Origin of the sequence: Thalassobacillus devorans (assembly GCF_900176565.1) — a bacterium.
Lineage (GTDB): Bacteria > Bacillota > Bacilli > Bacillales > Halobacillaceae > Thalassobacillus > Thalassobacillus devorans_A.
On sequence record NZ_FXEH01000005.1, the window covers coordinates 1126000 to 1142966 of the forward strand.

Consider the following 16967-nt stretch of genomic DNA (forward strand, 5'->3'; position numbering starts at 1 on the left):
ATCCTTAACATTAAGTCAATGAAATTTGTCATTTTGGTAAGTTTTTTTTCCATTTATTTTCTTCATTTCAATAATAAAAGCCTGATTTCCCCGTAGCTATACGAGAAATTCAGGCTTTGGTTATGTGTATTTATAATTTTTATTTTAATTTCCGGACCAGCCCCTCGACCGTCCGCCGATCCACGACATGTTCTTTTCTACCCCACATCATAAGCGTATAACCTAATAAAAATGTCATCACAAACACAATCGAGCCGATAACCGTATAGATGCCTGTAGTGTGAGAAGGAAAATAATGGCTCGCAATAAAGGCGTACACGCCCAACACCAACATATTGACCACAAGATAAAGCGATTTTTCTCCTAGCGAAAGCGGTTTGGTATTCCGGCCAGCCCCGAGGAACATACTCCAAAAAAGAAACGAACTAGCGAACAGGAATAACTCTAAGACAGGAAGGACCCATACTACAGTACTGGTGAACACGAGCAAGTCATATCCTAGGGTTAACACCAAGAACAGCATGGATATAAACAAGGGATGATTACACCAGCGCCATGTTTTCTGGATGTAATGATGGAACCAGTAGCGATTTTTATTGATCCAATAAATAGAGGCAAGTGGCAGAAGCAGTTGTATGATCAGCTTGTTCATTAAGCTCAAATCCGAAAACCAGACCAACAGAATTCCTGCTATGGAAGCAGCAAGCATTACTCCGAAGAACAGTTTTCGCATACAATTCCACTCCCATATGTTTTTCGCTATTTTCTCCAATCAAAGGCCAGTTACTTTTCTCTTTTGAATATTCCCTTTTATTTATTTTTTACCCGCGGCTTTCGCCCGCTTATACACCTTGTTCTTCTCTACAACCGTGCAGCCATTTGCTTCAAAGGTCTTGAGCATCGGAACATTATTCCGACTCGTGGAGCCGATGTAATAGCTGGCGCCGAACTGACTTTTTAATATGTCAAGCGCCTGACGGTGTAGCTGTTTACTTTTCCTTTTGCCTCGCACTTCCGGAACGAGACCGAAATAAAACAACCTTCCTTCATCGGCGGTCCCTGGTTCGATGTGGGGCATCACAACCCCAATAGGTTCGCCGTTCTCATAAGCAACCAGGCAGGATTTGCGATAATCTTCGCCAAGCTCTCCTTTGACGCTTTTCATGTGACCGTGCATGTCCAGTGAAGATGGTGCGTTCAAGGAATCGCTCATCGCTTTTTCCAAAATACGCTTGAATGCTTCTTCCGAAAATTCATAGAGGGAAGCTATCTCAAAATAGTCTGCTGGTGTCACTTTCTCGCTCAGCAATTTTTTCACCGTGATATTTTCATCGTGCAGTTGAAACCCATGCTCTGTTAAAAACTCTTCGATGCCTTCACTGAATTTATGGTGGACAAGGAGTGCCCTGTCCTTGGAATGGAAAGCTGGATCGTTCAGCAAGTGCTTGACAAGGCCTTTCATCTCCTCATCAGTCAATTTACTGGTATCTTCCACGGTCACATATTGCTCCCCTTCAACAAACTTCACTTTATCGTACATATCCAGTCTCTCCGCCAGCCTCTGATAAGTGGGCGACTCCAGTACTTCGGTCAGGAAAGCGGCCTTGGCCTTCCGGTATGCTTCCATGTCGGCTCCTTCATACCGTTCTTTCAACGCATTATACTGATCCGTGTAGGATGGGTTTTCCTTGAAAAATCGTGTCACCTGGTAAAAATGGTCCCCCGTAGTACCTTTCACCGTCAATTGTACACCAACTGGCAGTACATCTTCTTCATATTCAAAGGCACAGAAATAAGACGTTTGATCGCTGCCCGTATTCACAGGATATAAATCCAGCAGGGCATTTCTCGCTTTTTCAAAGTCTTTCTGGGTGACGCGCACCTGGAGATCGACATCTCCTTTTGTCAGCGAGCCCCTAACGGCTGTGCTGCCAATATGATAGATTTCCGCTTCCGGCAATTTATCTATAATGATATTTTTATGCTTATTAGAAACTTTCTCCGCCCCATCGCGAAAGACTTTTTCAGGGGAGAAGTTTACTTTTTCATTCATTTTAAAAACCTCCTGAGTTAATAAATCCGCTGGTTGAACTCAGTTAATTACATGTCTATCACCGCTTTGCTTAAATTTGTTTTTCTACAATCAAGTGGGAAAATAAGGTAAGCTGAATATATAACTCTTTCTATGCAGGAAATTAATTACCTTTATTTTTTATAAGGAGATGATTCACATGATCATATACGAAGCAACAAAAACAGAATTCATCTCGGACGTCACCAATGAACTACTGGTAGAACGTCTCTATAACTCCTATCAGGAAAAAATCGGCCGGACATCAAAAAGTGAGATTCTGTCATGGGAAAATTCCCTGCAGCGTATGTCCAATGTTATGCAGGATAGAGATATTCCGAAGGATTCTTCGGTTGCCATTGAATTTAACATTCCAAACACATCCAAGCGAGTGGATTTTCTGGTAGCAGGAAATAACGGGTCCAAGGATCATGTCGTCATTGTTGAATTAAAACAATGGTCCGAAGTGGAGAAAGTAGAAGGAAAAGATGCTTTAATCGATACCTATTTAGGGGGAGGAAAAAGGTCGGTCACTCACCCTTCCTACCAGGCCTGGTCGTATGCAGCATTGATTGAAGGGTTTAACGAAAATGTTCAGGAACAGCATATAACCCTAAACCCATGTGCCTACCTTCATAATTATCGAAAAATAATCGATGATCCGCTTACTGACGCTCATTATGAGGAGCACCTGGCAAAAGCTCCGGTTTTTACAAAAGGGGAAATCCAGAAACTACGCAATTTCATTAAAAAGTACATACGTAAAGGTGATGAAAAACAACTAATCTATCAGATTGAACATGGTAGAATCCGACCTTCCAAATCATTGCAGGATTCCCTTAGCAGCATGCTGGAGGGAAATGAAGAATTCCTTATGATAGATGAGCAGAAAGTATTTTACGAGCAAGCCTATCACCTGGCATTAGATGCCGTTAAGGAAGATAAAAAGCAAGTGATGGTCATCGAAGGTGGTCCGGGAACAGGAAAATCCGTCATGGCTGTCCATTTACTGGTTAACCTGATTAATCAGGATTTGATGACCCTTTATGTTTCCAAAAATTCTGCTCCGAGGGACGTCTACGCCTCCAAATTGAAAGGCACATTGAAGAAAACAGAAATCGATAACCTATTTAAAGGCTCTGGAAGCTTCACCAACTCGGATTTAAACGAATTCGACGTCATCGTCGTTGATGAGGCCCACCGGCTAAATGAAAAATCGGGATTCTACGGGAATCAGGGCGAAAACCAGGTCAAGGAGTTAATTCAAGCATCTAAGTTCACTCTGTTTTTTATTGATGAAAAACAACGGGTAACATTGAAAGATATCGGCAGCATGGACTTAATAAAAAAGTACGCCGAGGAATTTGACGCAGAGTTAATAACAGGCAAACTGATGTCCCAATTCCGGTGTGACGGATCGGATGCTTACATCGCCTGGCTGGAAGATGTCCTGCAAATTCGCGAAACAGCCAACACCCATGACTATGGGGTCGATTATGACTTTCAAGTTTTCGATAACCCCCACCGAATGCTGGAAAAAATTGAAGAACTGAACAAAGTAAATAATAAATCCCGTATGCTGGCAGGATACTGCTGGGAATGGCCGACAAAAGAACGAAGAAATACTGACTTCAAAGACATCACCATTCCAGAGCATGATTTTGAAATCAGCTGGAACCTGCAGGATAGCATATGGGCGATTGACCAGAATTCCGTCAGTGAAGCAGGCTGTATACATACCGCTCAAGGACTGGAATTCGATTATGTCGGAGTCATCATCGGGCCGGATTTATATTACGAAGACGGATACGTCAAAACCGATTACACTAAACGCGCCCGCTCTGATCAGTCTTTAAAAGGGATTAAGAAAATGGCTAAAGAAGACCCTGTGAAAGCTCAGACTATTGCCGACGAGATTATAAGGAATACTTACCGCACATTAATGACCCGTGGACAGAAGGGTTGTTTTATTTACTGTGTCGATCCGGAACTGAATGAGTATTTTAAGTCCCGTTTGAAGAATACAGTGCTTTATAACGACTTATCGCCTCGTAGTTTTGATAAGGTTGCTGAAGACAGAGAAGAATATAAATAAAACCATCATACTTAAAATGCCTGCCCTACTCCTTAGTAGGTGCAAGCATTTTTATTGGTCAATTTAGAAATTCTTTTTCCAGGAAACCGTATAGGTGATGATTTGGGTAATGGGAAGCAAGGCAAATACCAGGATTGGATAGGAAGGCAGCGTTTCTGCTACGAATGGATACAGAAGCAGCAACGCACTGATTACTGGGAAAGAATACCACATGCTAATGTAGGCTGAGCGGCAGGCTTGCGCGGTGAGTTGCTTTTCCCGTTCATCTGATTCTTCAAATTCATCGGGAAGTAAAAATACCTTTTTCCATGATTGATACTTCCGCTTTTTTCGGATGGATATAAACGCCAGCCATCCACCAATAAGGAAAAATGCAACAAACGGAATAAGCCTGACCTCAAACATATACTCCCTCTCCGGATCTTGCAAAAACTTCGATATATCAATGGATGCGGAATAAAACTCAACTAATGCCCAACTAAACAATCCCAGTACCGCCAAAGAAATCCACACACTCTTCATGATTTTCATGAATCCTCCCCCTCTATACTGAAAATCTCCTCTACTGGCAACTCGAATGTTCGTGCGATGTTCATCGCAAGCAGCAGCGATGGAACGTAACTTCCTTTTTCAAGGGCGACGATGGTCTGCCTGGTTACATGGACCCTCTCTGCCAGTGCGCCTTGCGTCAGCCCGTCTCTCGCTCTCAATTCTTTGACTCGATTTTTTATTTCCATACTTATACTCCCTCTACTTTCTTCCATTTCTATTGTATGGTTAACTATACATTTTGTAAAGTTAATTTTACATATTAATGTCTTCCTTCTCCTCATTCCCATTGATATCCTCTTGAAAAATCCAGCATTTTCCTTAGAATAGTAGTGTAAGATTTTACTAGGGAGAGGTTTAAAACAGTGGATATATTATTTATGTTACTTGCCTTCGCGACCCTGATTCTCATGGTCGTTGGATTATTTTCACCAAAACGCGCGTTGTTCTGGTCAAACAAAAAGCCGACTCGAAGGCGGGTGCTTCTCATTTACTCCCTCGCCTTCATCATCAGCATAACTTTGTTCGATATTACCTACAGCGAGGAAAACGAGACGACAGAAGATGCCAACGAAGAACAGGTGGAAGAAACCGAAGAGCCCCAGGAAGACAAGGACACAGACGATAAAGAAGAAAAAGATTCGTCTGAACCTCAAGAGGATTCATCAAACGAATCTGATAGTGAAAAAACAGATGAATCAAAGGATGACGGTTCGGCAACAGAAGATCGTAACGATGATTCCGAAAATCAATCCGAAGAGAAAGATAGCACCAGTCAGGAAGAAAAAAAGAATCCTTCTGACGATAAACAAGAAGATACCTCAAAGCAGGATGAAACTCCGGACACGAATGCTACGGTCACCCGCGTAGTCGATGGCGACACGATTGAAATTAACTACAACGGTGAGACAGAAAGCGTCCGCCTGCTGCTCGTCGATACACCGGAAGTGCACGGCGGTACGCAGAAGTACGGTCCTGAAGCATCTGCTTTTGCCAAAGAAATGCTCAAGCCGGGAACAGAAGTGCAATATGAATCGGACGGACCGAAGCGCGACCATTACGGCCGACTGCTCGGCTACCTCTGGGTAAACGGCGAGCTGTTCAATGAAAAACTGCTGGAAAACGGTCTCGCCCGTTATGCTTACGTGTATGACCCGCCATATAAATATCAGAACCGGCTGAAACAGGCGGAAGCACGCGCCCGCAACCAGGGAATAGGAATCTGGAGTATCGACGGTTACGTCACCAGTGAGGGGTTCGCTTCAGGAGCGACTTCTTCAGGCGGCTCAAGTGGCTCTTCCAGCGGCTCTGATTCTGGTAATGACTCTGGAGATTCTGACAGTTCATCTTCCAGTGATTCCGGCAGTGGTTCTGCAGCTTTAAAATACGATCCCAACGGACCGCGACTGTGGCGACTTCGACACCCAGGAAGAAGCCCAGGCGTTTTATGAAGCAGCTGGAGGACCTGAGTCTGACCCGCACCGGCTCGACGGATATGATGGAGACGGGATCGTATGTGAGAGTTTACCTTAAAACTATTTGCCTGCCCCTGAGCTTATGTGGGCGGGCATTTTTCGTTTCGAAAAAACTTTGAAACCTGTAATAATCATGATAGGCTAATAGAATAGTTACAAATAATTCCAAACACAAGGAGGTCTTTCGTGAAGTATTTATTGTTGCTGGTTCTTACAGCTGCATTGCTCCTAACGGGCTGCTCCACCCCATCGGAAGTAATAAGGGTTGGCGAACCAGACATGGAAGAAGATGGTGACCAGGGGTACATAGTCAAGGGGCATACCATCGTCAAAGAACTGGAAAATAAAGAAGATGTGCAACAGGTCAAACAAATAATGAAGAATGCCGATAAAATAGAAGAACCGTATAACCACAGGGACGAGCCCCATGATATCTTTTTGGAATTATATGCTCCGGATAACCACGTAGCCATACAGCGGGCATATCTGTGGTATAAGCAGGAAGGCAAAGCCGTTATGATGAATGGAGACGAGGAATATTTTGAGGTTTCGGAGGGACAAGTAGAAACGCTGCAACACTATCTATCTGAAGAATAGCACCTGTTACATACCCAACAGCCGGAGATCTACACGAAAATATTAGAAAAATTTTTAAACGAGGTTTATAACTAATGAGAAACCAAATCATCCCCGCCATGCTGCTCATTCTCCTAAGTGCAACTGTAAGTGGTTGAACTGGACGTTGAAGTCGGCGGAGAAAAATATCAATGGAACGAAACTATTGATGAATGGGAAGGGAAAGCTTGGTCATTCAAGCCAATTATCCGTTTGCCAAATACCGGGACGGAAAAGTGAATTTTGATATCGAAAAAGAATTAGAAACAGACGGTATATAATAATCCTTAAGAAAAATGAGGTGCCTTATGAAGGTTCTTTTCACTATTATCATAGCAGTTGCTCTTATGGTTTCCATTATAATAGTAATAAAGAAAAGAAAACGGCTTGGCATCACAGGGGTCAAAAGCATGCTGACTTCTATCACTTTCTTTATGATTGCAATCATCAATGGCTTAGCTTACTGGTTTGATTTTTTAGGGATAGCAAGTTGGCTGATCACCATTGTGCTATTGATGCTGGGTGCTTATTTCACCAAATTTTTGTCAGTTGCTTCTAAGTGAACGAAGAACGTCGGAAGTCCCCTCTCCGCTTTTATTCAAGCTAGTGAGTAAAAAAATAATCGTTGACAATATCTCGAATTCGAAATATAATTATCTTGAAAGCGAGATAACACACTACCACCTTTGCATAGGTGATTTATTTTTGTTATATATCTCGAATTCGAAATAAATTCCTTTAAATAATCTGCTTCCATTTGGGCATAAGAAGAAAAGCGCATTTGTTTATATGGAGGTGGTCCTTAAAGGTTCAGTTCAAGTAACAGGCAGGAAGGTGTTAAACATGGGATTACTAGATAAACTATTCGGAAAACCAAAGGAGATGGATGCAATGTCAAACGTAAAATTAGCTGTGATTTTCTACACCATGAGCGGGACGAACTACCAAATGGCTAAATGGGCGGAAGAAGGCGCAAAAGAAGCCGGCGCTGAAGTGAAAGTGTTGAAAGCCGAGGAACTGGCACCACAATCCGTTATCGAAGCAAATGAGGCATGGAAAGCAACCGTCGAAAAAACGAAAGACGTACCGGTAGCGACTTCCGCTGACCTCGAATGGGCCGACGCCATCATTTTCAGCATCCCGACACGTTTTGGCAACATGCCATCACAAATGAAACAATTCCTTGATACACAGGGCGGGCTTTGGGCAAGCGGCAAGACAATCAACAAAGTCGTAAGCGGTATGACTTCCGCACAAAACCCGCACGGCGGACAGGAAGCAACCTTGCTTTCTCTTTACACTTCTATGATGCACTGGGGTGCGATTATCGTTCCTCCAGGTTACACCGATGAAGTACTGTTCGGTGCAGGCGGGAACCCATATGGTACAAGTGTCACCGTGGACCAGGAGGGCAATATGGCTGATGACGTAGAAGGCGCCGTCAAACATCAGGCGAAACGTACCGTCACGGTTGCTGACTGGGTCAAAAAAGGAATTCAATAATTTAAAGTTACAGAGCCGATCCTTGCTTGGATCGGCTTTTTACATATTGTTTGGTTCGTTGTCACAATGTTCACTTTGGGCAGTGAAATTTTGGAATATAATGAATGAGTAAGCTGTAAAATTTCATATCTGTCAGGAGGTTTTATGATGAGTTTTCAAGGTAAAGTCGTTGTGATTTCCGGTGCTGCTGGCGGGATTGGTAAGGAAGCCGTTAAGACCTTTTCGGATGATGGAGCAAAAGTAGTGTTAGTTGACCTGAATCAGGAAGATTTAGATCATATGGTTACAGAGCTGGACCTGAAAGATGGAGAATACGTAACGGTCCAGGCTGATGTATCTCAGGAAAACCAGGTCAGGAATTATGTCGAGAAAGCTACAGAAGCTTTTGGTACCATTGATGTCCTTTTTAATAACGCAGGGATAGAAGGCAAGGTGCTTCCGATTCCCGACTACCCTTCGGAAGTTTTTGATCAAGTACTGGATGTCAATGTGAAGGGTGTCTTTTACGGGATGAAATACGCTATGCCTATTATGAAAGAAAAGAAATCGGGGACAATCATCAACACGGCGTCAGTTGCCGGACTCGGCGGAACGGCGGGAGTATCTGCGTACATTGCTTCCAAGCACGCGGTCGTTGGATTGACAAAAACAGCCGCCTTAGAAGGCGCACCGGATGGAATTCGCGTAAATGCGGTATGCCCATCTCCTGTTAATAATCGAATGATGCGTTCATTAGAGAGTGGATTCAGCCCGGAAAACGCAGTAGCAGCTCGGGAAAACTTTGCAGCAGCTATCCCTCTTGGCAGATATGCAGAAAATAGTGACATTGTTAATCTAGTCTATTTCCTGGCCTCAGAGAAAGCCAGTTTTATCACAGGTGCTATTTACCCAATCGATGGTGGTATGCGGGCACTATAATTCTTACGGAAGACAAGCCTACCTTTTAAAAGAAAGACCAAACCCAAACTGGTCTTTCTTTTTTCTTTATAATGGCCATTTCCGCTTTGCTCTCCTCTACTATTAGTCTTTAACCCTTTTATAAAGACCTTAAAAGATGAACGCCTCTAAGCGGACAGTCTTTATATACGTCATAATGACCGTTAAATCAGAGACAACCCCTTCGCGTGGTCTTTATACCTAATCTAAAGACCGTCAACTTTCGTTTGCAATGCCACAACGGTCTTTATCCATGCTTTAATGACCGTTAAACCAAACCACTACAAATCTATGATTCTAAGACGATATTAATATATTCTTCACTGTCATATTTTGCTTAAATAGCAGGAAAACCAATAACCCACATGGAAATTATTAGAATATAACCGAATAAAATTTGAATACCGCCATAGTTATACTACATGGCATGCACGGAAGCGGGGGCTTGATTCAGTGAAAAAGTACTTGAATTTAAATACGTTATATATCGTTATGGGGATTATCGCCTTTGGCTCCTTTCTGATACCTCAAGCCATTGACATGTATCACCTTCAGGCTCAAGGAATCAGTCACATAGCCGACGACGCCGAGCGTTATATGAATAATGCACATAATATGGAAGGTGACTATACGATAACGATTGATTTAAGTGATCCGGAGAGCAATGAAGGAAAATTCCTTTTTGATGATGAGGAAGGAAATCAAATCTATGTCTCGAAAATTATAGAAAATGAATCAAACTATGAGGTTATCTTCCGGTCCAGCGGAACTTATAGCCGTGGCGGTGCGACTTTAGTTTCGGGCATCGAACACTACCGTAACATCAACGGCTACACCCATGAGCTGAAAGCCGAAGCACACGCAACGTATGATGGCGATACGTTTAAATTAACACCTTCTTCCTCTTCAGCATTACACTCCCGTAGTGGTGACGAGTTCGGCTTTTATTTATTTCCAACAGATAAAAACATTGATTTGGAAAAACAACCAAACATTGAAGTGACCATTACAAATCTGCAGTTGAATTTATGGGCAAAGTTTTAATCAGAAACTTTCTTGGCTACTACCGCTTAGCTTATTCATCGTCTGTTATGGCTTTAACGATCACCCTGTCCCTAATTAAAAAGATGCAACAGCCAAATCAATATAAAAAAGCCTGGATCCTACGCTGCTACATACAGCGCCATAGGAACCAGGCTTTTTTTATCTTCTTACAACAGAATCACGTTCAACAAATTCGGTTGCAAGTTTATATGTCTGATCGACCGATTCACCGGCGATCATCTGGAAAATCAGATGGACGGCGAGAGAGCCGGCTTCGTACTTTGGCTGCCTTACCGTCGTGAGTGGCGGATTTACATATTCCGCCAGTTGAATGTCATCAAACCCGATAACCGAAATATCTTCCGGCACGCGAATCCCTTTTTCGGAAAAAGCCTGCAGCCCGCCGATCGCCATTTCATCGTTAGCATAGAAAATGGCATCCGGCATATTTTTTTGGGCGATCAATGTGCGGGTTGCCCGATAGCCGCCTTCCCTTGTGAAATCACCGTTGATTTTCCAGCGGGAATGATACGGGACTTCGGAAGCGGCTAACGCAGCTTGATAGCCTTTGAACCGCTCCTTGTTGTCATGGGAATCTAATGGACCACTGACATAAGCAATCGAGCGATGACCTTTATAGAGCAGGTGTTTCGTCGCCTCATAGCCGCCCTGCTCATTATCGACTTCCACGTGGATGACATTCGGATTGTCCACTTCGCGATCAAGCACGACAATCGGAAAATCTTCCCGTGCCGAAGCTGCAATCACTTCACTACTGATATTCGTCGCGAGAACAATCGCTCCATCGACCCGTTTTTCACGCAAAAACTTCGTCGCGGTCGATTTATCACCGCCGACGGAACTGCAGGCGATCAGGTCGTATCCGTTCGACGTAGTTACGTCCTGGACGCCTTTGATCAATTCCGAGAAATACGGTCCGGATAGGTCACTCAATATCAAAGCGATTGTATTCGTCTTCGTCCGTTTCAAATCAGAGGCAATGCCGTTCTTTTGATAATTCAACTCCTGTGCTGCCTTCAGCACTTTATTGACGGTCGCCTGACTGACTTTATTTATTCCATTAAGCGCGTAGGATGCTGTCGACACAGCAACCCCCGCCCGTTTTGCAACATCTTTGATCGTTGCCATCTTACGTCCCCCAATCACGCAGCACTGTCTAGCTCCATTGTAAGCGATTCAGTTACTGCCATACACTCATTTAATTCCAGACATTGTAAAACCTTCGACAATGTACTTTTGGAAAAAGGCAAAAATAATGATGATCGGCACAACCATGAACGCCGCCCCGGCCATTTGCAGTGCGAAGTTGTTCGCATATTGTCCCTGCAGCAAGGACAGGCCGACCGATAATGTATACAAGCTTTCATCGTTTGCGATAATCAACGGCCATAGGAAGCTGTTCCATCCGGCGATGAACGTCAGGATTCCCTGCACGGCAAAAATCGGTTTCGCAATGGGGATGATCAGCCGGAAGAAAATGTAGAATTCACCGGCGCCATCGAGTCTTGCCGCTTCAATCAAATCATCCGGGATCGTTATCATGAACTGGCGGAACAGGAAGATGCTGAATGCCACCGCAAGCCCTGGCAAAATGATCCCCGTCATCGTGTTCGTCAGTCCCATGGAGTTTAAAATCAAGTACACCGGAATCATCGTTACCTGCCCCGGAATCATCATCGTGGCCAGCACCAAATAGAAGATTCTTTCCCGGCCCTTGAATTCATATTTAGCCAATCCATACCCTGCCATCGCATTGAATAACAGGCCAAGGAAGGAAAAAAGAACGATGATGATCGTATTTCGTAAATACACCGTAAAGTTCATGCTTGTAAATAGATTGATATAATTTTCTATCGTCGGGTTATCCGGAATGATGGTCGGCGGAATCGCCAGCACTTCATTTTCCGGCTTGAATGAACTGGAAATCATCCATAAAAACGGCAGGGAAACCAGCACGCCCCCGATAATCAGGAGCAAGATGACAAGCGATTTTTCCGCCTTGCTCCGCTTCGTAGCTGTAGCCATATCCTCCACTCCTCTCTATTATAAGTCCGTGTCTTTTTTCTGCAGCTTGAACTGGAAGACCGTAACGATAATAATCATCGCAAACAGGATGAACGAACCTGCAGCCGCATAACCAAACTCACTATAACGGAAGCCTTCCTGGTAAATGAAGAGCGCAATCGATATCGTTCCGTCCAAAGGTCCGCCATCGGTCATGACGAATGGTTCTTCGAAGAACTGCATCCAGCCGATCAGCGTTGTCACGGTTACAAAGAACGTTGCATAACGCAGCAATGGCAGCGTGATGTGAAACAGCACCTGCAGCCGGCTGGCTCCATCCATTTCAGCTGCTTCATAGTAGGATTTCGGAATGCCTTGAAGCGCTGCAAGGAAGATGATCATATTGATCCCGATCCCTTTCCAGACAGCGAGAATAATCAAGGAAATTTTCGCAATCGTCGGTTCCTCGAGCCACGGAATGTTATCGACAGTAAGTAGCGAAAGTAAGTAGTTGAAAAGCCCATATTCCGTGTTATATAAGTATCCCCAAATGACGGCTACCGCAATGATATTCGTAATCGACGGCATGTAATAAACAGCCCGGAATGTATTGAAAATCCAGCTGGTGCCATAATTCAATAACAAGGCAATCGATAACGATGCAATAATGACGAGGGGTACACCGATGATGACATAGAAAAAGGTATTGAATACGGACTTAATGAATGTCGCATCTGAAAAAAGTTCTTTATAATTTTCCAGTCCAATAAAGGAGATCGCCGACCAATTGGCCAACCCTTTCAAGTTCATGTCTGTAAAACTGATCACCAGCGCAACAATGATCGGGATGACGCTGAACAATGTCAGCAAAATGACAGCCGGAGCAATGAACATATACGGATGCCGGTTATTCAGTAATTGTTTCAATGGAACCACCTACCTATCCTTGATAAACAGAAAAGGGAATGAAAGCTAGTTCCATCCCCTTCTCCCTTCAACAGCAAAGCTATTATTTTTCCAGAAGGCTTTTTGCCTCTTCATTGAATGATTCTAACTCTTTGTCCAAATCAGCACCGCCCTGGGTGATTCGTTCAATCGAGCCAAGGAGTTCTTGTGCGATCCGTTCAAACTGTTCGGTCTGCAAGCCTGGTTTCGCATCTTCCATTTGCTTACCAAAAGTAGCGAACATCTCGTCCTCTTTAAGCATTGGATCTTCCCATGCTTCGGTACGGGAAGGCAGCGTGTTGGAAGTTTCAGCCCAATCCAATTGGGTTTCGGTTTCTGTCATGTACGAAATGAATTCCATGCCTCCTTCAGGATTGTCGGCACTTTCAAAAACAGACAGCACCGATCCGCCCATGCTGGATGTATTGGATTCTTTTTTCGGCATGACGGCAGTTGCCCATTTACCTTCGATATCAGGAGCCTGGTCGTTGATGATGTTGACCATCCAAGGACCACTGAAGAACATCGGCTTTGAACCATCCGCAAATGCCTGTGTAATATCTTTTCCTTGCTGCGTCTGACTGATGCCTTCTTCAAAATAGCTGGTGTAATATTCGATAGCTTCTTTGAATTCTGGTGTATCAAAGTTCAGTTCATTGTTTTCCAGTTTCGCCTCATACCCATTTTGCCAAGCAAAAATGAATGGAGTGATCTGGTCATTACGGTCAATATCAAGGCCATACATACCGTCACCGCGGTCAGCAAGCTGGCCTGCCGCATCCTTCAACTCATCCCACGTCTTCGGTGCTTCGTCATACCCAACTTCTTCTAAAAGATCAGTACGATAGAACAATACGCGTGTATCGAGATACCAAGGAATACCGACGACCTGATCATCATATTCCATGGATTCCACAGCACCATCAAAGAAATTCTCTTTGGCAAATGAATCATAATCCTCTGTGTACTCTGAGAGATCCTTCAACGCACCGGCTTCTGCAAACTCAGGAACCCATGTAGTTCCCAGCTGCACCACGTCCGGACCGTTACCGGAAGCTACGGCTGTCAGCAGTTTATCATGTGCCTGATCCCACGGAATCGCTTGCACATCTACGGTGTAATCCGAATTCTCTTCAAATCCTTTACTGAAATCTTTCAATAGCTTACCTTCTTCTCCCATCGCCCATACAGTCACTTCGTTATTATCTCCGCTGGATTCGGAATCCCCACCGGAACAACCAACCAATACAGCGGACAGAACCACGATAAGCAGCATCATTAATTTACCCTTCACTACCAAGCACCCCTTTATTTAGTGAAATTTGTTGAAACGTTTCGATAACTGCATTATAATTTAATTTGAATCCGCTTTCAAGTGGTTTTCTAACTTTTTTGAAAAGTTATTTAAAAACTGCCTAAATATGGTTTTATCCGTATTGACTTTAAAAACAGCCGCGTTTATACTGCAATTATTATCGAAATCGAAACGTTTCAATTAATTAGTCAGAGGAGGATGTCATATGTCCGAAAATAAAATGGAACAACTGCTTGAACAAATGACGATAGAAGAAAAGGTCGGCCAGCTGGTTCAATTGGCTACCCCATTTTTCCGGGGAGCTACCGATCGCGGGGAGATCACAGGCCCAATGGTAAACATGAACATCGATGAAGAAGATATCAAAAATACCGGATCGGTGCTGGGCGCTTCAGGAGCTAAAGAAACAAACAATATCCAGAAAGTACATATGGAAGAAAGCCGGTTAGGCATTCCATTGTTATTTATGTCGGATATTATTCATGGCTTCCGTACTATTTTCCCTGTTCCGCTGGCAATCGGTTGCTCGTTTGATACGGAACTGGCAGAAAAAAGTGCCGCAATCGCAGCAAAAGAGGCGGCAGTATCCGGCGTTCATGTCACATTCGCTCCGATGGTCGATCTCAGCCGGGACCCGCGCTGGGGACGGGTGATGGAGTCCACTGGTGAAGATAAGTATTTAAACAGTGAATTTGCCCGTGCCTTTGTCCGTGGATTCCAGGGGGATCTCGATAATGAAAAATATAAAGTCGCTTCCTGTGTGAAGCACTTTGCCGCTTACGGTGCTCCAGAAGGCGGCCGGGACTATAATACCGTTGATATGTCAGAGTGGATGCTGCGCGAAAACTACTTGCCGGCCTATAAAGCAGCACTCGACGAAGGCTGTGAAATGGTAATGACGGCCTTCAATATTTTGAACGGCATCCCATCGACAGGAAATGAACCATTGATGCGCGGCATCCTTCGGGAAGAATGGGGATTTGACGGGGTTATGATTTCCGATTGGGGCGCGGTAAAAGAATTAATTCCGCACGGGGTTGCCGAAGATCAGAAGCAGGCTGCCGAACAAGCATTGAAAGCTGGCGTTGACATCGAAATGATGACATCCTGCTACGTCAATCATGTAGAAGAATTGATAGAAGAAGGAACATTAGAGGAAAATCTTCTCGATGAAGCAGTGCTTAGGATTTTGAAATTGAAAGAGAAGCTCGGACTGTTCGAAAACCCATACCGTTTTGCCAATGAAGCGGAAGAGGAGCAATTCGTTCTTTCTGACGACCACCGCCAGGCTTCCCGGGAACTGGCTTCCAAATCCATCGTTTTATTGAAAAATGATAACCTGCTTCCGTTATCCGCAGATAAAAAAATGGCACTCGTCGGTCCGTTTGCTGACAGCACCGATATTTTGGGGCCTTGGTCCTGGGGTGGACGCTCAGAAGATACAATCACCGTCGATTCTGCGTTAAAAACGCATCTTTCTGATGACAACCTGCTTGTTGCGAATGGCACCGGAATCGAAGATGGCACGGAAGAACAGCTGGAGGAAGCTTTGCAGGCAGCAGAACAAGCGGAAGTCGTTATACTGGCACTTGGCGAAGATTCCGATATGAGCGGGGAAGCCGGCTGCCGCGCCGACATCCGCCTGCCGGAAGTCCAGCTTGATCTAATGAAAAAAGTCCGGGCACTCGGCAAACCGGTTGTCGCTGTCTTATTCAACGGAAGACCACTCGATTTACGAGAAGTCACCGAGAACGCGGACGCGGTGGTAGAAGCATGGTACCCGGGTACCGAAGGCGGGCATGCTGTAGCTGACATCCTGCTTGGAAACGTCAACCCTTCCGCTAAGCTGGCCATGTCGATGCCTTATTCCGTTGGTCAGGTACCTGTTTACTACAACAGCTATAACACCGGCCGTCCTCAAAACGCGCCAGACGCACAGGAACGCTATGTCTCTCAATACTTGGACATCCCGAATGAACCACTGTTCCCATTCGGCTACGGGCTGAGCTACAGCCAGTTCGAATATTCCGATTTGCAGCTTTCCAGTGAGACGATTACAGCCGAGGATAGCTTGTCCGTCTCTGTCACCGTGACCAATACGAGCGACCTGGCCGGTGAAGAAGTCGTGCAACTGTATATCCGCGATCACGTAGGACAAGTCGTGCGCCCGTTGAAAGAACTGAAAGCCTTCGAACGTATTTCGCTGGAAGCAGGCAAATCGCAAACGGTAACTTTTGCGATTACGGAAGAACAGCTGCGCTACTATCATGCCAACATGGAACACAAGAGTGATGCCGGAGAATTTACTGTTTTTGTCGGAACCAACAGTGAAGATGTCCTGGCCAAAAGCTTCCGCTTAGAGAAATAAATAGGATTACTAGACCAAATCGCAAA

General features: G+C 44.4%; 18 protein-coding genes. 10 read left to right on the forward strand and 8 right to left on the reverse strand.

Annotation, left to right across the window (positions count from 1 at the left end; translation table 11 throughout):
• Positions 1 to 139: 139 nt before the first annotated feature.
• Positions 140 to 733: a hypothetical protein gene (locus B9Y67_RS10075; RefSeq protein WP_085506568.1), complete on the reverse strand. Its 594-nt coding sequence runs from the start codon at positions 731 to 733 to the stop codon at positions 140 to 142.
• Between the two features lie 81 nt (positions 734 to 814).
• Entirely contained in the window at positions 815 to 2053 is a 1239-nt protein-coding gene (locus tag B9Y67_RS10080) for a GNAT family N-acetyltransferase (RefSeq protein WP_085506569.1), read from the reverse strand.
• A gap of 178 nt (positions 2054 to 2231) precedes the next feature.
• Between B9Y67_RS10080 and B9Y67_RS10085 the strand changes: the two genes are divergently transcribed.
• Positions 2232 to 4166 carry a DUF2075 domain-containing protein gene (locus B9Y67_RS10085; protein ID WP_085506570.1) on the forward strand — a complete coding sequence of 645 codons (1935 nt, stop codon included), beginning with the start codon at positions 2232 to 2234 and terminating at the stop codon, positions 4164 to 4166.
• A 63-nt stretch (positions 4167 to 4229) separates the two neighbouring features.
• Here the strand turns inward: B9Y67_RS10085 and B9Y67_RS10090 are convergent, their stop codons facing one another.
• A complete protein-coding gene (locus tag B9Y67_RS10090; protein WP_085506571.1) occupies positions 4230 to 4697 on the reverse strand; it encodes a hypothetical protein in 468 nt (155 codons plus the stop codon).
• The gene (locus B9Y67_RS10095) at positions 4694 to 4903 is read right to left on the reverse strand and encodes a helix-turn-helix transcriptional regulator (RefSeq protein ID WP_085506754.1); all 210 of its coding nucleotides are present in this window, start codon (positions 4901 to 4903) and stop codon (positions 4694 to 4696) included. Before B9Y67_RS10095 ends, B9Y67_RS10090 begins: the two co-directional genes overlap by 4 nt.
• Before the next feature lie 177 nt (positions 4904 to 5080).
• On the opposite strand from B9Y67_RS10095, the gene B9Y67_RS10100 reads away from it, so the two are divergent.
• From B9Y67_RS10100 to B9Y67_RS10130, 8 genes are all read left to right on the forward strand, one after another.
• The gene (locus B9Y67_RS10100; RefSeq protein WP_254901770.1) at positions 5081 to 6166 is read left to right on the forward strand and encodes a thermonuclease family protein; all 1086 of its coding nucleotides are present in this window, start codon (positions 5081 to 5083) and stop codon (positions 6164 to 6166) included.
• Positions 6105 to 6248, forward strand: coding sequence for an excalibur calcium-binding domain-containing protein (locus B9Y67_RS21145; RefSeq protein ID WP_085506756.1), 144 nt, complete (start codon positions 6105 to 6107; stop codon positions 6246 to 6248). The genes B9Y67_RS10100 and B9Y67_RS21145 overlap by 62 nt, the downstream gene beginning before the upstream one ends.
• A gap of 128 nt (positions 6249 to 6376) precedes the next feature.
• Positions 6377 to 6787 (forward strand): hypothetical protein, encoded by a 411-nt coding sequence (locus B9Y67_RS10110; RefSeq protein WP_085506572.1) that lies wholly within the window; start codon positions 6377 to 6379, stop codon positions 6785 to 6787.
• 129 nt (positions 6788 to 6916) lie between these two features.
• The gene (locus B9Y67_RS21020) at positions 6917 to 7045 is read left to right on the forward strand and encodes a hypothetical protein (protein ID WP_254901771.1); all 129 of its coding nucleotides are present in this window, start codon (positions 6917 to 6919) and stop codon (positions 7043 to 7045) included.
• A gap of 68 nt (positions 7046 to 7113) precedes the next feature.
• The gene (locus B9Y67_RS10115) at positions 7114 to 7368 is read left to right on the forward strand and encodes a hypothetical protein (RefSeq protein WP_085506573.1); all 255 of its coding nucleotides are present in this window, start codon (positions 7114 to 7116) and stop codon (positions 7366 to 7368) included.
• 328 nt (positions 7369 to 7696) lie between these two features.
• The gene (gene wrbA / locus B9Y67_RS10120; RefSeq protein WP_085506757.1) at positions 7697 to 8308 is read left to right on the forward strand and encodes an NAD(P)H:quinone oxidoreductase; all 612 of its coding nucleotides are present in this window, start codon (positions 7697 to 7699) and stop codon (positions 8306 to 8308) included.
• A 147-nt stretch (positions 8309 to 8455) separates the two neighbouring features.
• A complete protein-coding gene (locus B9Y67_RS10125; protein WP_085506574.1) occupies positions 8456 to 9226 on the forward strand; it encodes an SDR family NAD(P)-dependent oxidoreductase in 771 nt (256 codons plus the stop codon).
• A gap of 471 nt (positions 9227 to 9697) precedes the next feature.
• The gene (locus B9Y67_RS10130) at positions 9698 to 10288 is read left to right on the forward strand and encodes a hypothetical protein (RefSeq protein WP_085506575.1); all 591 of its coding nucleotides are present in this window, start codon (positions 9698 to 9700) and stop codon (positions 10286 to 10288) included.
• A 159-nt stretch (positions 10289 to 10447) separates the two neighbouring features.
• On the opposite strand, the gene B9Y67_RS10135 is transcribed toward B9Y67_RS10130, so the two are convergent.
• From B9Y67_RS10135 to B9Y67_RS10150, 4 genes are all read right to left on the reverse strand, one after another.
• Positions 10448 to 11437 (reverse strand): LacI family DNA-binding transcriptional regulator, encoded by a 990-nt coding sequence (locus tag B9Y67_RS10135; protein WP_085506576.1) that lies wholly within the window; start codon positions 11435 to 11437, stop codon positions 10448 to 10450.
• A gap of 66 nt (positions 11438 to 11503) precedes the next feature.
• The gene (locus tag B9Y67_RS10140; protein ID WP_085506577.1) at positions 11504 to 12334 is read right to left on the reverse strand and encodes a carbohydrate ABC transporter permease; all 831 of its coding nucleotides are present in this window, start codon (positions 12332 to 12334) and stop codon (positions 11504 to 11506) included.
• 18 nt (positions 12335 to 12352) lie between these two features.
• Complete coding sequence (locus tag B9Y67_RS10145) at positions 12353 to 13240, reverse strand: carbohydrate ABC transporter permease (RefSeq protein ID WP_085506578.1); 888 nt, start codon at positions 13238 to 13240, stop codon at positions 12353 to 12355.
• An 82-nt stretch (positions 13241 to 13322) separates the two neighbouring features.
• The gene (locus B9Y67_RS10150) at positions 13323 to 14552 is read right to left on the reverse strand and encodes a sugar ABC transporter substrate-binding protein (RefSeq protein WP_085506579.1); all 1230 of its coding nucleotides are present in this window, start codon (positions 14550 to 14552) and stop codon (positions 13323 to 13325) included.
• Positions 14553 to 14778: 226 nt separating this feature from the next.
• On the opposite strand from B9Y67_RS10150, the gene B9Y67_RS10155 reads away from it, so the two are divergent.
• The gene (locus tag B9Y67_RS10155; protein WP_085506580.1) at positions 14779 to 16941 is read left to right on the forward strand and encodes a glycoside hydrolase family 3 N-terminal domain-containing protein; all 2163 of its coding nucleotides are present in this window, start codon (positions 14779 to 14781) and stop codon (positions 16939 to 16941) included.
• Positions 16942 to 16967 lie beyond the last annotated feature (26 nt).